This window comes from Caulobacter rhizosphaerae, from assembly GCF_010977555.1.
In the GTDB taxonomy this organism is placed as follows: Bacteria; Pseudomonadota; Alphaproteobacteria; order Caulobacterales; family Caulobacteraceae; genus Caulobacter; species Caulobacter rhizosphaerae.
Genome location: NZ_CP048815.1, coordinates 4,322,060 through 4,339,337, shown reverse-complemented (window position 1 = coordinate 4,339,337; position 17,278 = coordinate 4,322,060). Strand labels below are relative to the sequence as shown.

General features: G+C 68.4%; 21 protein-coding genes. 13 read left to right on the top strand and 8 right to left on the bottom strand.

What is annotated here, in order from left to right; all coding sequences use genetic code 11:
• Window positions 1-102: 102 nt before the first annotated feature.
• The 4 genes from pyrC to ruvX form a co-directional block, all read right to left on the bottom strand.
• Window positions 103-1,407 (bottom strand): dihydroorotase, encoded by a 1,305-nt coding sequence (gene pyrC / locus G3M57_RS19735; protein ID WP_056760464.1) that lies wholly within the window; start codon window positions 1,405-1,407, stop codon window positions 103-105.
• 133 nt (window positions 1,408-1,540) lie between these two features.
• The gene (locus G3M57_RS19730) at window positions 1,541-2,542 is read right to left on the bottom strand and encodes an aspartate carbamoyltransferase catalytic subunit (protein ID WP_057184666.1); all 1,002 of its coding nucleotides are present in this window, start codon (window positions 2,540-2,542) and stop codon (window positions 1,541-1,543) included.
• A gap of 9 nt (window positions 2,543-2,551) precedes the next feature.
• Complete coding sequence (locus G3M57_RS27575) at window positions 2,552-2,680, bottom strand: hypothetical protein (RefSeq protein WP_230983920.1); 129 nt, start codon at window positions 2,678-2,680, stop codon at window positions 2,552-2,554.
• A 24-nt stretch (window positions 2,681-2,704) separates the two neighbouring features.
• Entirely contained in the window at window positions 2,705-3,199 is a 495-nt protein-coding gene (ruvX, locus tag G3M57_RS19725) for a Holliday junction resolvase RuvX (protein WP_035081601.1), read from the bottom strand.
• Between the two features lie 200 nt (window positions 3,200-3,399).
• Between ruvX and gatC the strand changes: the two genes are divergently transcribed.
• The 3 genes from gatC to G3M57_RS19710 all read left to right on the top strand — a co-directional run bounded on the left by gatC (window position 3,400) and on the right by G3M57_RS19710 (window position 6,108).
• Window positions 3,400-3,687 carry an Asp-tRNA(Asn)/Glu-tRNA(Gln) amidotransferase subunit GatC gene (gene gatC / locus G3M57_RS19720; protein WP_056760456.1) on the top strand — a complete coding sequence of 96 codons (288 nt, stop codon included), beginning with the start codon at window positions 3,400-3,402 and terminating at the stop codon, window positions 3,685-3,687.
• Window positions 3,687-5,159: an Asp-tRNA(Asn)/Glu-tRNA(Gln) amidotransferase subunit GatA gene (gatA, locus tag G3M57_RS19715; protein ID WP_056760453.1), complete on the top strand. Its 1,473-nt coding sequence runs from the start codon at window positions 3,687-3,689 to the stop codon at window positions 5,157-5,159. The genes gatC and gatA overlap by 1 nt, the downstream gene beginning before the upstream one ends.
• 97 nt (window positions 5,160-5,256) lie before the next feature.
• A complete protein-coding gene (locus tag G3M57_RS19710; RefSeq protein ID WP_163232522.1) occupies window positions 5,257-6,108 on the top strand; it encodes a class I SAM-dependent methyltransferase in 852 nt (283 codons plus the stop codon).
• A gap of 92 nt (window positions 6,109-6,200) precedes the next feature.
• Here the strand turns inward: G3M57_RS19710 and G3M57_RS19705 are convergent, their stop codons facing one another.
• Window positions 6,201-6,803, bottom strand: a complete 603-nt coding sequence (locus G3M57_RS19705) for a hypothetical protein (protein ID WP_056760445.1) — start codon at window positions 6,801-6,803, stop codon at window positions 6,201-6,203.
• 209 nt (window positions 6,804-7,012) lie between these two features.
• On the opposite strand from G3M57_RS19705, the gene G3M57_RS28000 reads away from it, so the two are divergent.
• From G3M57_RS28000 to G3M57_RS19690, 3 genes are read left to right on the top strand one after another with little or no spacing between them, the layout of a single operon-like run.
• Entirely contained in the window at window positions 7,013-7,498 is a 486-nt protein-coding gene (locus G3M57_RS28000) for an endonuclease domain-containing protein (protein WP_163232520.1), read from the top strand.
• Complete coding sequence (gatB, locus tag G3M57_RS19695; RefSeq protein WP_163232518.1) at window positions 7,428-8,927, top strand: Asp-tRNA(Asn)/Glu-tRNA(Gln) amidotransferase subunit GatB; 1,500 nt, start codon at window positions 7,428-7,430, stop codon at window positions 8,925-8,927. Before G3M57_RS28000 ends, gatB begins: the two co-directional genes overlap by 71 nt.
• 25 nt (window positions 8,928-8,952) lie before the next feature.
• A complete protein-coding gene (locus tag G3M57_RS19690) occupies window positions 8,953-9,051 on the top strand; it encodes a hypothetical protein (protein ID WP_156402348.1) in 99 nt (32 codons plus the stop codon).
• A gap of 58 nt (window positions 9,052-9,109) precedes the next feature.
• Here G3M57_RS19690 and G3M57_RS19685 read toward each other — a convergent pair whose 3' ends face one another.
• Window positions 9,110-9,475, bottom strand: a complete 366-nt coding sequence (locus G3M57_RS19685; protein WP_163232515.1) for a proteophosphoglycan 5 — start codon at window positions 9,473-9,475, stop codon at window positions 9,110-9,112.
• Window positions 9,476-9,654: 179 nt separating this feature from the next.
• Complete coding sequence (locus tag G3M57_RS19680; RefSeq protein ID WP_163232512.1) at window positions 9,655-10,200, bottom strand: RcnB family protein; 546 nt, start codon at window positions 10,198-10,200, stop codon at window positions 9,655-9,657.
• A 223-nt stretch (window positions 10,201-10,423) separates the two neighbouring features.
• On the opposite strand from G3M57_RS19680, the gene G3M57_RS19675 reads away from it, so the two are divergent.
• Both G3M57_RS19675 and G3M57_RS19670 read left to right on the top strand, forming a co-directional pair.
• Window positions 10,424-11,149, top strand: a complete 726-nt coding sequence (locus G3M57_RS19675) for a glutathione S-transferase N-terminal domain-containing protein (protein ID WP_163232510.1) — start codon at window positions 10,424-10,426, stop codon at window positions 11,147-11,149.
• 194 nt (window positions 11,150-11,343) lie between these two features.
• A complete protein-coding gene (locus G3M57_RS19670; RefSeq protein ID WP_035081619.1) occupies window positions 11,344-11,622 on the top strand; it encodes a sel1 repeat family protein in 279 nt (92 codons plus the stop codon).
• A 42-nt stretch (window positions 11,623-11,664) separates the two neighbouring features.
• Here G3M57_RS19670 and G3M57_RS19665 read toward each other — a convergent pair whose 3' ends face one another.
• Window positions 11,665-12,417, bottom strand: coding sequence for a polysaccharide biosynthesis/export family protein (locus G3M57_RS19665; protein WP_057184682.1), 753 nt, complete (start codon window positions 12,415-12,417; stop codon window positions 11,665-11,667).
• 85 nt (window positions 12,418-12,502) lie between these two features.
• On the opposite strand from G3M57_RS19665, the gene G3M57_RS19660 reads away from it, so the two are divergent.
• From G3M57_RS19660 to G3M57_RS19640, 5 genes are all read left to right on the top strand, one after another.
• A complete protein-coding gene (locus G3M57_RS19660; RefSeq protein WP_056760422.1) occupies window positions 12,503-14,002 on the top strand; it encodes a GumC family protein in 1,500 nt (499 codons plus the stop codon).
• Between the two features lie 90 nt (window positions 14,003-14,092).
• Window positions 14,093-14,794, top strand: coding sequence for a CpsD/CapB family tyrosine-protein kinase (locus G3M57_RS19655; RefSeq protein WP_163232508.1), 702 nt, complete (start codon window positions 14,093-14,095; stop codon window positions 14,792-14,794).
• A gap of 69 nt (window positions 14,795-14,863) precedes the next feature.
• Window positions 14,864-16,078 (top strand): O-antigen ligase family protein, encoded by a 1,215-nt coding sequence (locus G3M57_RS19650; protein ID WP_056760537.1) that lies wholly within the window; start codon window positions 14,864-14,866, stop codon window positions 16,076-16,078.
• Between the two features lie 54 nt (window positions 16,079-16,132).
• Window positions 16,133-16,492 carry a DUF1304 domain-containing protein gene (locus tag G3M57_RS19645; RefSeq protein WP_056760414.1) on the top strand — a complete coding sequence of 120 codons (360 nt, stop codon included), beginning with the start codon at window positions 16,133-16,135 and terminating at the stop codon, window positions 16,490-16,492.
• Between the two features lie 79 nt (window positions 16,493-16,571).
• Window positions 16,572-17,276 carry an FABP family protein gene (locus G3M57_RS19640; protein ID WP_056760412.1) on the top strand — a complete coding sequence of 235 codons (705 nt, stop codon included), beginning with the start codon at window positions 16,572-16,574 and terminating at the stop codon, window positions 17,274-17,276.
• Window positions 17,277-17,278: the final 2 nt, after the last annotated feature.

Here is a 17,278-nt window from a genome sequence, read left to right as displayed (position 1 = left end):
GGAGTGATCGGAAGATGACCACAGCTCGGATCGACGCCCCTAAACCTCCCCCCACCGATCGCTGCGCGATCGCCTCCCCCACAGGGGGAGGGACGGAGGGCCTTACCCCTCCGCCCGATGCACCACGCGGCCGTCGACGATCGTCATCAGCACCTGCCCCTGCAGCCGGCGACCGTCGAACGGCGAGTTCTTGGACTTCGACAGCAGCTTGCCGGCGTCGATGATCAGCGGGGCGTCCAGGTCGCACAGCACCAAGTCGGCCGGGGCGCCGGGGGCGATGCGGCCCGATTGCAGGCCGATCAGGGCGGCGGGAGCCAGGGTGACGGCGCGGATCAGGTCGACCAGCGGCAGGCGCTCCTCGTGATAGAGGCTCAGCAGGGCCGGCAGCAGGGTCTCCAGACCCACGGCGCCGGGGGCGGCCTCGTCAAACGGCAGGCGCTTGTCCTCGGCCGGGGCCGGGGCGTGGGCGCTGACCACGATATCGATCAGGCCCGAGGCCAGGGCCTCGATCAGCGCCTGGCGGTCGTCCTCGCCGCGCAGGGGCGGGGTGACCTTGGCGAAGCTGCGATAGTCGCCGATGTCCAGCTCGTTGAACGACAGATGGTTGATCGAGACGCTGGCGTGGATCCTCAGCCCTTTTTGCTTGGCGCGGGCCAGGGTCTCCAGGGCCTGGGCGCTGGTGACCTGGTCGACCAGCAGCCTCCCGCCCGTCGCTTCCAGGAGCGCGACGTCGCGCTCCAGCATGATCCGCTCGGCCATCGGCGAGATCGAGGGCAGGCCCATGCGGCCGGCGAACTCGCCGCCGGTGGCCGCGCCGCCCTTGGCCAGCCAGGGATCCAGCGGCCGGTGGGCCAGCAGGGTGTCGAAGCCGCGCGCATAGGTCAGGATGCGCTGCATCACCTTGCTGTCGACGATCGGCCGGTCGGCGTCGGTGACATAGACGCAGCCGGCCTCGCGCATCAGGCCGATCTCGGCCATCTGCTCGCCCTTCAGCCCCTTGGTCGCCGCCCCGGCGCACAGGATCCGGGCGGCGTCGATGTCGCGCGAGCGGCGCAGGATGAAGTCCACGACGCTGGGGTCGTCGACGGCGGGGTCGGTGTCGGGCTGGACGACGAAGCTGGTCACGCCGCCCGCTGCAGCCGCCTTGGCGGCGCTGGCCAGGGTTTCCTTGGTCTCGGCCCCGGGCTCGCCAGTCTTGACCCGCAGGTCGATCAGGCCGGGGGCCAGCATGGCCCCGCCGCAGTCGATGACCCGGACGTCCTTGGACAGCTTGCCGAACTCGCGGCCCTTGGCGACGTCGGCGATCACGCCTTCGGAGACGATTACCCCGCCGGGGCCGTCATAGCCGCTCTCGGGGTCGACCAGGCGTGCGTTGATCAGGGCGAGGGGAGGCGTGGGACCGTTCATTGGCTGATCTCGATATGCCCTGCGTCCTTCGAGGCCCGCTGCGCGGGCGCCTCAGGATGAGGAGCTTTGTGGCCGCTGACATCCTCATCCTGAGGTGCGAGGCGCAGCCGAGCCTCGAAGGACGCAGGGCCTCTCACTTCCCATGCTCCTCGAGCCGATGAGCCAGGCTCGCCAGCACCGCCATGCGGGCGGCGACGCCCATCTCGACCTGGTCCTGGATCAGGCTGATCTCCGGATCGTCGGCGACGTCGGAATCGATCTCGACGCCCCGGTTCATCGGTCCAGGATGCATGACCTTGGCCTTGGGCGCGGCCTTGGCCAGCTTGTCGCGGTCCAGGCCGTAGAAGCGGAAGTATTCACGGGTCGAAGGCACGAAGGCGCCCTGCATCCGCTCCAGCTGCAGGCGCAGCATCATCACCACATCGACCCCGGCCAGGCCCGCCTTCATGTCGTGATGGACGGTGACGCCCCAGCGCTCGGCCTGGGCCGGCATCAGGGTGGGCGGGCCGACCAGCCGGACGCTGGCGCCCAGCGTGTGCAGTAGGGCGACGTTCGAGCGGGCCACGCGGCTGTGCAGCACGTCGCCGCAGATCGCCACGGTCAGGCCAGAGACCCGGCCGAAGGCGCGGCGGATCGACAGGGCGTCCAGCACCGCCTGGGTCGGGTGCTCGTGCTGGCCGTCGCCGGCGTTGATCACGCTGCCGCTGACCTTCTGGCTCAGCAGGCTGGCGGCGCCGGACGAGGCGTGGCGCACCACCAGCAGGTCCGGGCGCATGGCGTTCAGGGTCACGGCCGTGTCGATCAGGGTCTCGCCCTTGGTGATCGACGAGGTACGCGGGCTCATGTTGACGACGTCGGCGCCCAGGCGCTTGCCGGCGATCTCGAAACTGGACTGGGTGCGGGTGCTGTTCTCGAAGAACAGGTTCATCAGCGTCCGGCCCTTGAGGATGTCGAGGGACTTGGTCGTCTGGCGATTGAGGGCCACGAAGGCGTCGGCCAGGTCCAGCAGCTCGGTCGCCTGCAAGGCGTTCAGGTCGCCGGCCGACAGGAAGTGGCGACGGGGAAACGAGAAGATGCGCTGACGGATCGTCTCGATCGGGTCGGCGGGCTCATGGGGCGGGGGCTTGGCCGTCATGAGTGGGCGTCATACGGGGCTTTGGGCGGGGAGGGAAGGATTCGTCGGTCGCCTTGCGTCCTTCGAGGCCCGCTTCACGGGCGCCTCAGGATGAGGAATTCCAATACTAAGCTCCTCATCCTGAGGTGCGAGCCGCAGGCGAGCCTCGAAGGACGCAGGGCGTCAGAACCCCTTGCCCGCCGCTTCGTTGATCCCCCGGATCCGCTCCAGCGCCCCCTGCAGGATCCAGCCGGCGGCCATCTTGTCGACCACCTCGCCGCGGCGTTTGCGGTTGACGTCGTGCTCGTCGATCAGCACCCGGGTGACGGCCGCGGTCGACAGGCGCTCGTCCCAGAAGGTGATCGGCAGGTCGGGGTTCAGGCGCAGCAGGTTGCGGCCCAGCGCCCGGTTGGACTGGCAGCGGACGCCCTCGGTGCCGTCCATGTTCATGGGCAGGCCGATGACGATGCCGACGGCCTTGCGGCTGTCCATCAGCTGGAACAGGGTCTTGGCGTCGTCGCTGAACTTGCCCTTCTTGATCAGGGCCAGGGGACTGGCGACGGTCAGGGTGACGTCCGAAACGGCCACGCCGATGGTCTTCTCGCCCGGATCCAGGCCGACGATCGGCCGATAGTCGGGAAGGGCGGCGGCGAATTCGGCGATGTCGAGAACGGGCATGGCCCACTCTTACGTCCTCATCCTGAGCTTGTCGAAGGACGAGGACGTCGCACAGCGCGTCAACCTCGTCCCCGTGGCTGGCTCCGCCAGCCAAAACTCAAAGGGGCGACGGGCTCAGGATGAGGTTGAAAACAAACACCGCGCCTTGAAACCCTGCCGTCAGCCGGCTAACCCACACGCTCGAATTTCAGGAGGCCCCCATGGCCATTGACGCCGCCACCGTGCGGAAGGTCGCGCGGCTCGCCCGCATCGCCGAACCCGAAGAGCGCATCGAGGCCCTGGCCCAGGAGCTCAACGGCATCATGACGTGGATCGAGCAGCTGGCCGAGGTCGACACCGACGGCGTCGAGCCGCTGACCAGCGTCGTGCACGCCGGCCTGCCGCTGCGCGACGACGTGGTGACCATGGGCGGCGACGCCGACCTCGTCACCGGCAACGCCCCCAAGTCGGCGGGCGGCTTCTTCGTGGTCCCCAAGGTGGTCGAATAATGAGCGCGCTGACCTCTCTCACCCTGAAGGGCGCGCTGGACGGGCTGGCCGCCGGGGACTTCACCTCGGTGGAACTGACCCAGGCCCATATCGAGGCCGTCGAGGCCGCGCGCGGCCTGAACGCCTTCCTGGTCGAGACGCCCGACCAGGCCCTGTCGATGGCCGCCGCCTCGGACGCAAGACGTGCTCTTGGCGCCGCCCGCCCGCTGGACGGTATTCCGCTGGGCATCAAGGACCTGTTCTGCACGCAGGGCGTGCCGACCACGGCCGCCTCGAAGATCCTCGAGCCGTTCGTCCCATCCTACGAGTCGACCGTCACCAGCCAGCTGTGGCGCGACGGGGCGGTGATGCTGGGCAAGCTGAACCTGGACGAGTTCGCCATGGGCTCATCGAACGAGACCAGCGCCTATGGTCCCGTGGTCAATCCCTGGCGCAAGGCCGGCTCGAACCAGGCGCTGACCCCGGGCGGCAGCTCGGGCGGCAGCGCCGCGGCCGTGGCCGCCGACCTGTGCCTGGGCGCCACCGCCACCGACACCGGCGGCTCGATCCGCCAGCCAGCCTCGTTCACCGGCACCGTGGGCATCAAGCCGACCTACGGCCGCTGCTCGCGCTGGGGCACCGTGGCCTTCGCCAGCTCGCTGGACCAGGCCGGCCCGATCGCCAAGACCGTCGAGGACGCCGCGATCCTGCTGACCTCGATGTCGGGCCACGATCCCAAGGACTCCACCAGCCTGGACGTGCCGGTTCCCGACTTCGCCGCCTTCGTCGGCAAGTCGGTCAAGGGGCTGCGGATCGGCATCCCCAAGGAATACCGCGTCGACAACATGCCGGCCGAGATCGAGAAGCTGTGGGCCGACGGGATCGCCTGGCTGAAGGACGCCGGCTGCGAGATCGTCGAGATCAGCCTGCCGCACACCAAGTACGCCCTGCCGGCCTATTACATCGTGGCCCCGGCCGAGGCGTCGTCGAACCTGGCCCGCTACGACGGCATGCGCTACGGCCTGCGGGCCGAGGGCGGCAACCTCACCGAGGTCTACGAGAACACCCGCGCCCAGGGCTTCGGCGACGAGGTCAAGCGCCGCATCCTGATCGGCACCTATGTGCTGTCGGCGGGCTATTACGACGCCTATTACCTGAAAGCGCTGAAGGTGCGCCGCCGCATCGCCGAGGACTTCGACAACGCCTGGGAGAAGGTCGACGCCATCCTGACCCCGACGGCGCCGTCGGCGGCGTTCGGCCTGGGCGAGAACAGCAACGACCCGATCGCCATGTACCTGAACGACGTGTTCACGGTGACGACCAACCTGGCGGGCCTGCCGGGCCTGTCCCTGCCGGCCGGCCTGGACGCCAACGGCCTGCCGCTGGGCCTGCAGATCATCGGCAAGCCGCTGGACGAGGGGACGGTGTTCTCGGTGGCCGGGGCGCTGGAAAAGGCGGCGGGATTCAACGTCAAGGCGAAGAAGTGGTGGTAGGCTAGTTTCGAGCCTGCCATCCTCCTTCCTTCCGTCCAGGAGGAATCGTCTTGAAGTCCGTGACGTCTTCGTCGCCTCTCAGGCGGTCGGGCAGGCGATGACGCCGCTCTTTCTGCGGAAGGCCGCGGGCCTGCTGCCTCCGCCGTTTCGCCGGGCCGCGTCGGGCGCGATGCTCGACCTCATGAGCCTGCCCGTCCGGCTGGCGGATCCCGAACGCCGCGGCGATCCCTGGCAGAGCGTCCACAACGTCGGCGGCGGCGATTTCGCCCGTGCCGGCCGCGAGACCCTGGCGCTGTTGATCGAGCATGCCGGCCTCGACCGTGACAGCCGCGTTCTGGATATCGGTTGCGGCACGGGTCGGATGGCCATGCCGCTGGCCGCCTGGCTGGGGGACGGCGCCGGCTACGTCGGCTTCGATGTCTCCAAGTCAGCCATCTCCACGTGCAGGCGAACCCTCGGCGCGCGGCGACCCGACTTTCGCTTCGTTCACGCCGACGTCAGAAATCGGGAATATCGGTCTGGCGGCTCGATCGCCGAGACGGCCTTCGAGTTTCCGGTCCAGGACGCGTCCGTTGACGTGGCCTTCGCAACCTCCGTCTTCAGCCACATGACGCTGGACTCCATCAGCCACTATCTGGCCGAGACGCGACGGGTGTTGAAGCCGGGCGGACGTTTCATGTTTACCGCCTACGCGCTGACGCCCGAGCGAATTGCCGCGATCCAGCAAGGGCAAGGTCATCTGGACTTCAAGCCCTGGCGGGACGGCGCCATGGTGATCGACCCCAAGTCCCCGGAGCGGGCCATAGCCCATCCGCTGGCCAGCCTGGTCGCCGCGATCCGCCAAGGCGGCCTGGATCTGCCGGCCGACGTTCTCTTCGGAGGCTGGCTGCCGCCGACCCGGTACGGCGGCGGGCAGGACCTGTTCACGGTTCGCAGGCCAGCGGTCTGATTTCGTCGCAAGGCGCGGCGCTAGGAACGAGCGATCAAGAAAAAGGGCGGTTCCGGGAGGAGCCGCCCTTCTCTTTTAGGCTTGCGCCACGATTACATCGGCGTGGCCGGCGTGGCGGGGACCGCCGCCGGAGCGGGCGTTGGAGCCGGAGCGGGGGCGGGGGTCGACGCGGCCGGGGCGGCGATCACCGGCGCCGGGGCGGGCGCGGCGACCGGGGCCGGAACCGTGGCGCTGACGTTCTCCGAGGCCGAGCCGGCGTCGGGCGCGGTCTCCGGCGCCGCGCGGCGGGCCGGGGCGCTGCGACGGGCGGGCTGGGTCACCCGCGGCGGCGGCGCCGTCTCGGCGCGAGCCACCTGGGTCGGAGCCGGGGTCGCGGCGGGCGTGGCGGCGGCGGGCGCCGGGGTCGGCATCGGGGCCGGCGGCTGGGTGGTGGGCAGGGGCTGGGCCTCGGCCACCTTGGCGACCGGCGCCTCCCCCGTCGTCGGGGTCTGGGCCGGACGGCTCATCAGCCCCCAAGCCAGCCCGCCGGCGGCGACGGCCAGCACCGGCAGGCCGATCATCAGCGGCAGGTTGGACGAAGACTTCCTGGTCGGCGTGCGAGCATAGACGGGCGCGCTCGGAAACAGAGCCGAAGAGTCCGCCGTGGTCGCGGGGGCGACATAAGGTTCGCTAGCATCGAGGTTCAGAACAGCCATGATTTCCTCCTGCGAGTTATTCGCGTTCGAGGAGTCAACGAGAGGTGACCCTAGCGGTTCCGGTTGGCCAGGAATGACCTCTAGTTTGACAAGAAGTGGTCATTTTTCCAATTGCCCGAAAGTTCCATTTCAGCGTCGCCTTTCCTCGATCGTCCCTCCCCCTTGCGGGGAGGGTGGCCCGCGCAGCGGGTCGGGTGGGGGATCGAGCCATGAGCGTCGAACGCGCGAGAGCGCTAAGGAAGGTGATGAGCGTGCAGGAAGTTCGCCTGTGGGTGCGGCTCCGGTCGCTGCGAGCAGACGGCTTTCACTTCCGGCGGCAGGCGCCGCTGCTGGGGTATTATCCTGACTTCATCTGCCTCGGCCGACGCCTCGTCGTGGAAGTGGACGGGCATCACGAGGAACTGGAACAGGCTGCTCACGACGCGTATCGCGACCAAGTTTTCCGTCGCTCGGGCTTCCAAACCTTGCACTTTCCGACCCGTGCGGTGCATGAGGATATCGACGCGGTCGTGGGCGTGATTTGTCAGGCCCTGAGCGCAGCGAGCCCTTCGGGGCCACCCTCCCCACAAGGGGGAGGGAAGGGATCTAAGTTAATGGCCGCCTTATGTGGCCAGGAATTGAGACATGACCGAAACCGCCTCTTCCAAAGTGATCCAAGGCCGCACCGGCCCCTGGGAAATCGTTCTCGGCCTTGAGGTCCACGCCCAGGTCGCCAGCGTGTCCAAGCTGTTCTCCGGCGCCGCCGTCGGCTTCGGCGCGGGGCCGAACCAGCAGGTCAGCCTGGTGGACGCGGCCATGCCCGGCATGCTGCCCGTCCTGAACCGGTTCTGCGTCGAGCAGGCGGTGAAGACCGGCCTCGGGCTGAAGGCGCAGATCAATCTGAAGAGCCGCTTCGATCGCAAGAACTACTTCTATCCCGACCTGCCGCAGGGCTATCAGATCAGCCAGTTCGACCAGCCGATCGTTGGCGAGGGCGTGGTGACCGTCGAGCGCGACGACGGCACGACCTTCGACGTGCGCATCGAGCGCCTGCACCTGGAGCAGGACGCCGGCAAGTCGCTGCACGACCAGGATCCGAACGCCACCTATGTGGACCTGAACCGCGCGGGCACGGCGCTGATGGAGATCGTCTCCCGGCCCGACATGCGCACCTCGGAAGAGGCCGCCGCCTACGTCAAGAAGCTGCGCACGATCCTGGTCTATCTGGGCACCTGCGACGGCGACATGGAGAAGGGCAACCTGCGCGCCGACGTCAACGTCTCGGTCTGCCGTCCCGGCGACTACGAGAAGTTCCGCGAGACCGGCAGCTTCAGCCACCTGGGCACGCGCTGCGAGATCAAGAACGTCAACAGCTACCGCTACATCCAGCAGGCCATCGAGTACGAGGCCCGTCGCCAGATCGAGATCCTGGAGGACGGCGGCAAGATCGACCAGGAGACCCGGCTGTTCGACCCGAACAAGCTGGAGACCCGGTCGATGCGGAGCAAGGAAGAGGCGCACGACTATCGTTACTTCCCCGATCCGGACCTGCTGCCGCTGGTGCTGGATCCTGCGTGGGTGAAGGCGATCGAGGACACCCTGCCGGAATTGCCCGACGCCAAGAAGCAGCGCCTGCAGAGCCAGTACGGCCTGTCGGCCTACGACGCCGGCGTGCTGATCATCGAGGCCGACCGCGCCGACTATTTCGAGGCCGCCGCGAAAGGCCGCGACGCCAAGTTGGTGTCCAACTGGGTGACCAACGAACTGCTGTCGAAGCTGTCGGCCGGCGGCCACGAGATCGCCAGCTCGCCCTTGCCGCCGGAAGACATCGCCCAACTGGTCGAGCTGATCGAGACCGGCGTCATCAGCTCCAAGATCGCCAAGGAGGTCTTCGAGCACATGTGGGCCGGCGAGGGCCGTCCGGCGCAGATCGTCGAGGCGCGGGGCCTGGTGCAGATCAACGATACCGGCGCCATCGAGGCGGCGATCGACAAGCTGATCGCGGCCAATTCCGACAAGGCGGCGGCCGTGAAGGAAAAGCCCCAGGCCATCGGCTGGTTCGTCGGCCAGGTGATGAAGGAGACCGGGGGCAAGGCCAACCCGGCCACCGTCAACGAACTGCTGCGGAGCAAGCTGGGGCTTTAGGCGCCGTGCGTCCTTCGAGGCTCGGCTGCGCCTCGCGCCTCAGGATGAGGAATTCAGCAGCAACAAAGCTCCTCATCCTGAGGCGCCCGCGCAGCGGGCCTCGAAGGACGCAGTGAGGCTGTAAAAGACAAAAGGGCCCGCCGCTCGCGCGACGGGCCCTTTTCACGAACGGAGCGGCGGCCTTACGGCTTGGGCGTGTCCGTGGTCGAGCTGGCGGACGGGTCGGTTTCGGAGCCGGCCGGCTTGTGGTGCTTCTTGGCCTTCTTCTCGGACTTGGCGTCGGCGGCGGGGGTCGAGGCGTCGGTCGAGGTGTCCGAAGCCGTGGCGGAGCTGGGCGTGCCGCTGGCGCTGGCGTCAGCCGCCGGATCCTGGGCCGGGGTGGCCGCCGGGTCCGTGCCGTAGGACGGCGAGGTCGTGGACGAGGAGGGCGCGCTTTGGGTGGTCTGCGCGGTCGGGTCGGTGGGCGCGGTTTGCTGAGCCAGGGCCGACCCGGCATAGCCGGCGAGGGTCAGTGCAGCGACGGCGGCCGTGAGGCGGAGCTTGGTCATGGAAGCGTCTCGTTACTGTCGCGTCGGAAAGTGACACGGCCGCCACGCTGACCTGGGAATGCGGTGGGAATAACTCGCCAATCGGGCGATTTCGCCGCATACGCGGCCAGGATGTGGCGAATGGCGACGCTTACCAAGAGTTTTGGAAAACGTCGCCAGACGCTTCAGGTCGACATCGCCTAGTTGTTGATGATGTCGAAGATCAGTCCGGTGGCGATCGCCGCCAGGACATAGTCGTTACCGGCGCGGTACCAGTAGTAACCGCGGGGCGGCGGGCGCAGGCGATAGTATCCGTAGTCGTGGATGACATAGCCGTTGCCGCGATAATAGGGCGGCAGGTAGCCGCCGCGGCGCCAGGCGTTGTAGCCGGGGCGATAGCCGGGGTGACCATAGTAATGGGCCGGCGGCGCGCCATAGCTCCAGCGGTTGTTGTAATAGTAGCCGTTGTAGCGGCGGCCGTCCCAACGGTCCCGGCCATCCCAGCGATCGCCACGGTCCCAGCCGTTGTGACGGCCGTTGTCGTGGCGGCCGTCCCAGCGTCCGCCGCGATCGTCCCAGCGGCCGTCATGGCGTCCATCATGGCGGCCGCCGCGATCGCCGCGGTCTCCGCGCTCGTCGCGATGGCCCCAGCGGCCGTGATCCTGGGCGGACGCGTCGCTCGCGGCGGCGGCCATCGGCCCGGCGACGGCGGCCACGGCGGCGATGGTGAGCAACAGGCGCTTCATATCCGACGTCTCCTTACTTCGGTCGGCGGCTGTTCAAACCGCCTGATCCCTCGACCTTGAAGACAGCTTCCGCCTCGGCGGCTGAACCTGATCTGAACGGCGCCGTCAGGCTGGAGCGTGGGTGGGCTTGGCGATGGCGCTCCACGGGACCATGTTGGTGGTCAAACAAAACCTGCCTTTGGCAAGGCTTGCCTCAGGTCGTCGCGCGTCAGGGAGCGTCTGGATGAGCCGTCCGATCGAACTGTACTACTGGCCCACGCCCAATGGCTGGAAGATCTCCATCGCCCTGGAGGAGATGGGCCTGCCCTACACGATGATCCTGGTGAACATCGGGGCGGGCGAGCAGTTCAAGCCGGACTTCCTGGCCATAAGCCCTAACAACCGGATGCCGGCCATCGTCGATCCCGACGGTCCCGACGGCCAGCCGATCTCGGTGTTCGAGTCCGGGGCCATCCTGCAGTATCTGGGCCGCAAGACGGGGCGGTTCTATGGGACCAGCGAGCGCGAGCGGGTCGAGATCGACCAGTGGCTGATGTGGCAGATGGGCGGCCTGGGCCCCATGGCCGGCCAGACCCATCATTTCCGCCAGTACGCCGCCGCCATCGTCAGTGACCAGCGCCAGATCGCCTATGGCGCCATCCGCTACACCAACGAGACCCACCGGCTGTACGGCGTGCTGAACAAGCGGCTGGACGGGCGGGATTTCATCTGCGGCCAATTGTCCATCGCCGATTTCGCCTGCTGGGGATGGGTTGTGCCGTGGAAAAACCAGGGCATCATTCTGGACGAGTTTCCGCACCTGAAGGCCTGGTTCGAGCGCATGGGCGCCCGCGACGCCGTCGAGCGGGGCTTCAAGCTGGGCGCCGAATTGCGCCGCCAGGGCCTGCAAGCGCCCGGAAAAGCTCAGGAAGAAGCCCGAAAGGTGCTGTTTGGCCAGCGCGCCCGTTAACGTGCTGTATACGGCAGTTTACATTCAGTAACACCCATGAATGCGACGTAATGTCTCTAAACGATTCATGTATTCTCGGCTAAGATTCATGATGTCGCCGCCTTTAACTATATGTTCAGTGGCGATGGACTTTTCTGTTCTCGAGCCAAGCGGAGCCGGAGGGGCGAGGCGGGCTGGGAAGGGGAATTGAAGCCATGATGATGAGTATCGAACCGCCGGCCGCGATCCACGGGATTCCGCTGCCGACCGCCGACGCCTCGGGCGACGAGCTGTTCCGCATGGGCATGCTCTATTCGACCGGCCAGGGCGGCGCGCCGCTGGACTACGTGTCGGCCCACATGCTGTTCAACCTGGCCGCCATGCGCGGTTCGGTCGAAGCCAAGGTCTATCGCAAGGAAATCTCGCAGGAGATGGCCAGCGAGGACGTCGCCGAAGCCCAGCGCCAGGCGCGCGAATGGCTGGCCCACGGCTGAACCTGAGGTTCAGCCGTCGACCCCCAGCGCGGGGCGGCGGCTTCAGTTTCCGCTGAAGCCGTTGATCGCGTAGCTGAAGCTGATCGGCAGCAGGTCGCGGAAGTACTGCTGCATGAACAGGCCCGCTTCGGACACCCCGCTGCGCGGCACATAGACCACGTCGAACCGGCGCAGCGGCACCAGGTCCGCCCGGCCGCCGGTCATCCCCGACAGCAGGTTCGCCGTCCGCAGCATGGCCCGGCCGTTGGGGCCGCGACGAATGATCACCACCGACGTGCGCTTGGCCGAGGTCTTGAACCCGCCGGCCTGGATGACGGCCCGCAGCGCGTCGCTGTCGCCGGCCATGTCGAAGGCGCCCGGATTGCCGACCTCGCCCCCGACGAACACCTTCAGCGGCGCCGTCGACTTGATCGACACCTGCACCTGCGGCCGCAGCAGCTGGCTGGAATAGGCCTGGGTGATCGCCGCCTCCAGTTCGCCGATCGTCCGGTCGGCCGCCATGACCGGCGCGATCAGCGGCAAAGCGACGCGGCCGTCCGGCTGGACCACCACGGACTTGTTCAGCTCGGCCGCCGAGGGCACGGTGACCTCAAGCTCGTCGCCCGGATAGAACCGGTAGTCGGGCTCCTGATCCGACCAGTCGGCATAGCCGATATCGGAAAAAGTGGCCGTCGGACGGGCCGTGGGGGTGATCGGCTCGCGGTCCACGTGGCCGCAGCCGGCCAGGCCGAGCGAGAGCCCGGTGGCCGCGAAGGGCAGGGCGAAAGCCGCCGAAAGGATGGTGCGCCTGTGCATGCGACAAGTCTTAACAGGAATGGGTAACGACTCCTTAAGCGCGCTCCGGCCAGGGTGAGACTGAGATTGAACCCATCGGATTCGCATGTCGACGACGAGCGCCTGGAGCAGTGTGCCGCATGACCCGCCGTCGCGCAGCGACTGGTCGGCGCGCGCCCGCTATGCGCCGACCGACTTCGTCACCCTGCTGTGGCGCGAGCGCTGGCTGATGCTGGGGGTGTTCCTGGCCATCTTCCTGGTGGGCCTGGCGTTCGCCACCACGATGAAGAAGACCTACAGCGCCAGCGCCAGCCTGTTCGTCCGCCTGGGCCAGGAATATGTCTACGAGCCACGAGCCGGTGACGCCGCCCGCGGCGCGGTGCCCGACGTCGATCAGGTGATCCAGTCGGAATCGGAAATCCTGGGCAGCGGCGAGCTGCGCGAGCGGGTGATCCGCAAGGTCGGCTTCGGCCGGGTCTTTCCCGGCAGCGCCGCCAAATACGCCGTCGCCTCGCCCGAGGCGAAGCGCAAGCTGATGGCCGAGGGCCGCGAGGGCCTGGCCCGCAACCTGAAGATCGAGACCGCCCCCGACAACTCGATCATTCGGCTGTCCTATTCCAACGAGGATCCGGAAGTCGCCGAGAAGGTGCTCAACACCCTGCTCGAGGAATATCTGATCTATCGCCGCAACCTGCTGATCGGCGGCGACGACAACGGGTTGGAGCGCCAGCGCGAGCTGTTCACCGAAAAGCTGGCCCAGACCGACGCGGCCTACCAGGCCTTCCTGTCGGGCAACGACATCGGCGACTTCACCGCCCAGAAGACCGCCCTGACCCAGCTGCAGGCCCAGGCCGAGTCGCAGAAATACGCCACCGAGGCCCAGCTCCAGGACCGCAAGGGCCGGCTGGCCGCGGTCGTGGCCGAGCTGGCCAGGACCCCCACTGACATGGTGCTGTACCGCGACAGCGACATGTCGGCGTCCAGCAAGCTGGCCCAGCTCAAGCTGGACCGCGAGGGCCTGCTGTCCCGCTATCGTCCCGACGCCCAGCCGGTCCGCGACATCGACGCCCAGATCGCCCAGCTGCAGCAGGGCGTGTCGTCGGGCCGCACCAACGGCGAGGGCGCGCGCCGCAGCGGCCCCAACCCGATCTGGCAGACCCTGCAGTCCACCCGGAACGACCTGACCGCCGAGGTCGCCGCGCTCCAGCAGTCGCTGAACGCCTACACCCAGCAGATCCAGGACGTGAACCAGCGCCTGCTGCGGCTCTCCGAGCTGGAGCCCACCTTCAACCAGCTGTCGCGCGACCGCGACGTGCTGTCGTCGAACGTCAAGGACTTCACGGTCAAGGAACAGCAGGACCAGGCCCAGCGGCAGATGTCGGCCGAGGGCAGCGACAACATCCGCATCGTCCAGCGCGCCGTGGCCCCGTCGACCGGCAAGAGCCTGAAGAAGCCGGTCATGGTGCTGGCCTTCCTGTTCGCGGCCTTCACCGCCGCCTGCGCCGGCCTGGTGCGCATGCTGCTGCGGCCCGGCCTGCAGACCCCGGCGTCCGCCTCGCGCACCCTGGGCCTGCCCGTGCTGGCCACGGCCAACTACAAGCGCTGAGGCTTACAACCCTGAGCGCTTTCGTCGCCTTTCGCGCGAGCGCGTTTGGCCCTTAAGGTAAACGGACTTCAACGCGCGGCGATTCGGCGAATGGTGGATTTGAACGTCGAGATGGCGGAGCTGTGGGGGTCCCTGGGCGCCCCTGCGCCCGGCCGCGCGCACGTCATCCAGTTCGTCGCCGCCCGACGCGGGGAGGGGACCTCGACCGCCGCCCGCGAATTCGCCCGCTTCGCCGCCAAGCGGGCCGGCCGCAAGACCTGGCTGATCGACGTGGACCTAGTCACCTCGCCGCAATACCAAGCCATCGCCGCCGACCCCGAGCGCTATGGCCAGCTGGGCGGCGGGACGCCGGCCTCGCCCGACGGCTCGGCCTTCTTCACCGTCCAGCCGCCGGCCCCCAAGCCGGACGGCGGCGTCTGGCCCGACGCCAAGTACCTGACGGCCCACAGCGTGGGCGGACCGCGCTTCTGGGTGACCCGCTTCAACCGCGAGGCCCTGCGCGGCCGCCAGAAGGCGCACATCCTGCCCGGCGTCGAATACTGGGCGGCCCTGCGCCGTCACGCCGAGATCATCGTGGTCGACAGCCCGTCGGCCGATCGCTCCCAGGCCGCCCTGACCCTGGCCCAGCACATGGACCAGACGGTGCTGGTGGTCAGCGCCCAGCAGCCCGACGTGCGGCCGCCGGGCCTGCTGCGCGACGCCCTGGCCTCGGCGGGCGGACGCACCGCCGGCGTGTTCTTCAACCAGGCCTCGGTCCAGCCGCCGAAGTTCCTGAAGGCCATCCTGCCGTGAGGGCTCTACCGTGAGGACTGGGCCGTGAGCGTCGTGCGCGGCGCGGCGCCCGTCGCGCCCGCCCGGCTGATGTTCTCGCAGATCGCGCTGTTTGGCCTGGCCGTCTTCGCCTTGCTGGTCTTCAGCGGCGGCTGGGAACTGCCGGCGGTCGGCGAGAACGCCACCGAGGCGGGCTCGGCCATCCTGCGGGTCGGCTATCTGCCCGCCTACGCCGCCGGTTTCGCCCTGATCGCCTTGCGGCCGGGCGCGACCCTGCGAGTGGTGATCCGCCAGCCGTTCCTGGTGGCCCTGATGGTGGTGGCCGTCGCCTCGATGTTCTGGTCGGTGAATCCCGACCAGACGGTGCGGCGCTGCTTCGCCCTGGTCTGCACCACCCTGGGCGGCGTGGCCCTGGCGGCGCGGTTCCGCTGGCCGCAGCTGGCCGAGGTGGTGGGCGCGGCCTTCGCGGTGCTGATCGTCGCCTGCTTCGTCGTCTGCCTGGCCGTGCCGCGCATCGGGGTGATGACCGAGCTGTTCCCCGGCGCCTGGCGCGGCCTGTGGCGCGAGAAGAACGGCCTGGGCGGCCTCATGGCCTTCGGCTTCTGCATCCTGTCGGCGGCGGCCCTGCTCAACCCCAGGCGCGCCCGGCTGTGGTGGACCTTTGCGGGGCTGGCGGTGGTGCTGGTGCTGATGTCGACCTCCAAGACCTCCTTGGTCTCGCTGGTGTTGGGCGCGGGGGCCGTCGGCTTCGTGCTGGTGGCTCGCCGCGGCCCGGCCGTCGGCACGGCGGCCACCTGGGCGGGGGTGACCGGCGTCGTCCTGCTGATCGCCTTTTCCCTGTTCGCCGCCGACGTGTTCTTCGCCATCCTCGGCAAGGACGCCACCTTGACCGGCCGCACCAAGATCTGGAGCGCGGTGATGCGCGAGATCGAGGACCGTCCCTGGCAGGGCTATGGCTACTCCGCGGTATGGGGCGACAAGAGCGGCTGGGGGCCGTTCGCCTGGATCAGCAAGAACGCCGGCTTCCAGGCCCAGCACGCCCACAACAGCTGGCTGGAGCAGTGGCTGGGCCTGGGGCTGGTGGGCCTGATCGCCTGGGGGCTGTTCTACCTGCAGACCATGACCCTGGCGGTGATCGCCGTCTTCCGTGACCGCGGCGCGCTGTTGGCCTTCCCGTTCCTGGTCGTCTACAGCCTGGTGTCGCTGACCGAGAGCATCGCGGTGGTCTACAACGATTTCCGCTGGGTGCTGTTCGTGGCCTTCGCCGCCAAGCTGGCCTTCCCGGACCGCGAGATCCAGGCCTAAGCGTTGCTTTGGGGGACGAACCGGGTCTCACTCCCACCTTTGGAGGGACAACCCATGCTGCTGGCCGCCCAGATCGTCACCGGGATCGTCGCCCTGATCCATGTCTATATCGTCCTGCTGGAGACGGTGCTGTTCGACACCCGGGGCAAGCGGGTGTTCGGCCTGACCGACCAGGCGGCGGCGATCGTCAAGCCGGCGCTGTCGAACCAGGGCTGCTACAACGGCTTCCTGGTCGCGGCCCTGGCGCTGGGCCTGTTCTGGCCCGACGACGTGACGGCCAAGGCGTTCGCCTTCTACGGCCTGGCCTGCGTGGCCGTGGCCGGCGTGTGGGGCGGCCTGACCGTCAAGCGCTCGATCCTGCTGGTCCAGACCCTGCCGGCCATGGTGGCGCTGGCGCTGTGGTGGATGGCCTAGGCGCTTTCCGCCCCGACCTGGGCTTGACGCCGAAGGCCTTGCCGCTAGAGGCAATGCCCGAGCTTGGCCCGAGGACCCGATGATCGATTTCCCCGAAGACATCTTCAGCGAACCCGAGGACGTGGATCCGGACACCCTGGCCAATCTGGGCCCGCTGCGGCCGCTGGCCGGGGTCTGGGAAGGGCGCAAGGGCGTCGACCTGAACCCGAAGGCCGACGGGCCCGAGCGGCGCGACTATCTCGAACGCATCGAGATCCAGCCGATCGACCCCCAGGCGAACGGACCGCAACTGCTCTACGGCCTGCGCTACCACGTCCATATCGTCGCGTCGGACGAGGACACCACGTTCCACGACCAGGTCGGCTACTGGCTCTGGGAACCGGCCACCGGCCTGATCATGCAGACCCTGGCCATTCCGCGCGGACAGGTGGCCCTGGCCAGCGGCCGCGCCACGCCGGACGGCGCCGGCCTGGTCGTCCGGGCCGAGCGGGGCGGTCCCGGCTACGGGATCTGTTCGGCCGACTTCCTGGAATGGGCGTTTCGGACGGATTCCTATGAGCTGGAGGTGCGCTTCGACGCCGACGGCGGCTGGTCGTACGTGTCCACCACCATGCTCCAGGTGCGCGGCCGCACCGCGCCGTTCCGCCACGTCGACCGCAACACCCTGACCAAGGTCGCCGAGCCGCGTCCCAATCCATCGGCGCGCATCGCGGCGGGTCAGGCCAGCCTGGCCGAGGCGCACGGCTTCGCGACGATGGGCGGTACGGCGAAGGAGTCGGACTGAGA

Coding starts and splice junctions, on each gene's coding strand:
- G3M57_RS19660 (WP_056760422.1), top strand. CDS start 12,503: ATGTCGACGACGAGCGCCTGGAGCAGTGTGCCGCATGACCCGCCGTCG.
- gatA (WP_056760453.1), top strand. CDS start 3,687: ATGAGCGCGCTGACCTCTCTCACCCTGAAGGGCGCGCTGGACGGGCTG.
- gatB (WP_163232518.1), top strand. CDS start 7,428: ATGACCGAAACCGCCTCTTCCAAAGTGATCCAAGGCCGCACCGGCCCC.
- G3M57_RS19685 (WP_163232515.1), bottom strand. CDS start 9,475: ATGACCAAGCTCCGCCTCACGGCCGCCGTCGCTGCACTGACCCTCGCC.
- pyrC (WP_056760464.1), bottom strand. CDS start 1,407: ATGAACGGTCCCACGCCTCCCCTCGCCCTGATCAACGCACGCCTGGTC.
- G3M57_RS19675 (WP_163232510.1), top strand. CDS start 10,424: ATGAGCCGTCCGATCGAACTGTACTACTGGCCCACGCCCAATGGCTGG.
- G3M57_RS19655 (WP_163232508.1), top strand. CDS start 14,093: ATGGTGGATTTGAACGTCGAGATGGCGGAGCTGTGGGGGTCCCTGGGC.
- ruvX (WP_035081601.1), bottom strand. CDS start 3,199: ATGCCCGTTCTCGACATCGCCGAATTCGCCGCCGCCCTTCCCGACTAT.
- G3M57_RS19645 (WP_056760414.1), top strand. CDS start 16,133: ATGCTGCTGGCCGCCCAGATCGTCACCGGGATCGTCGCCCTGATCCAT.
- G3M57_RS19710 (WP_163232522.1), top strand. CDS start 5,257: ATGACGCCGCTCTTTCTGCGGAAGGCCGCGGGCCTGCTGCCTCCGCCG.
- G3M57_RS19650 (WP_056760537.1), top strand. CDS start 14,864: ATGTTCTCGCAGATCGCGCTGTTTGGCCTGGCCGTCTTCGCCTTGCTG.
- G3M57_RS19730 (WP_057184666.1), bottom strand. CDS start 2,542: ATGACGGCCAAGCCCCCGCCCCATGAGCCCGCCGACCCGATCGAGACG.
- G3M57_RS19640 (WP_056760412.1), top strand. CDS start 16,572: ATGATCGATTTCCCCGAAGACATCTTCAGCGAACCCGAGGACGTGGAT.
- G3M57_RS19665 (WP_057184682.1), bottom strand. CDS start 12,417: ATGCACAGGCGCACCATCCTTTCGGCGGCTTTCGCCCTGCCCTTCGCG.
- G3M57_RS19680 (WP_163232512.1), bottom strand. CDS start 10,200: ATGAAGCGCCTGTTGCTCACCATCGCCGCCGTGGCCGCCGTCGCCGGG.
- G3M57_RS28000 (WP_163232520.1), top strand. CDS start 7,013: ATGAGCGTCGAACGCGCGAGAGCGCTAAGGAAGGTGATGAGCGTGCAG.
- G3M57_RS19670 (WP_035081619.1), top strand. CDS start 11,344: ATGATGATGAGTATCGAACCGCCGGCCGCGATCCACGGGATTCCGCTG.
- G3M57_RS19705 (WP_056760445.1), bottom strand. CDS start 6,803: ATGGCTGTTCTGAACCTCGATGCTAGCGAACCTTATGTCGCCCCCGCG.
- gatC (WP_056760456.1), top strand. CDS start 3,400: ATGGCCATTGACGCCGCCACCGTGCGGAAGGTCGCGCGGCTCGCCCGC.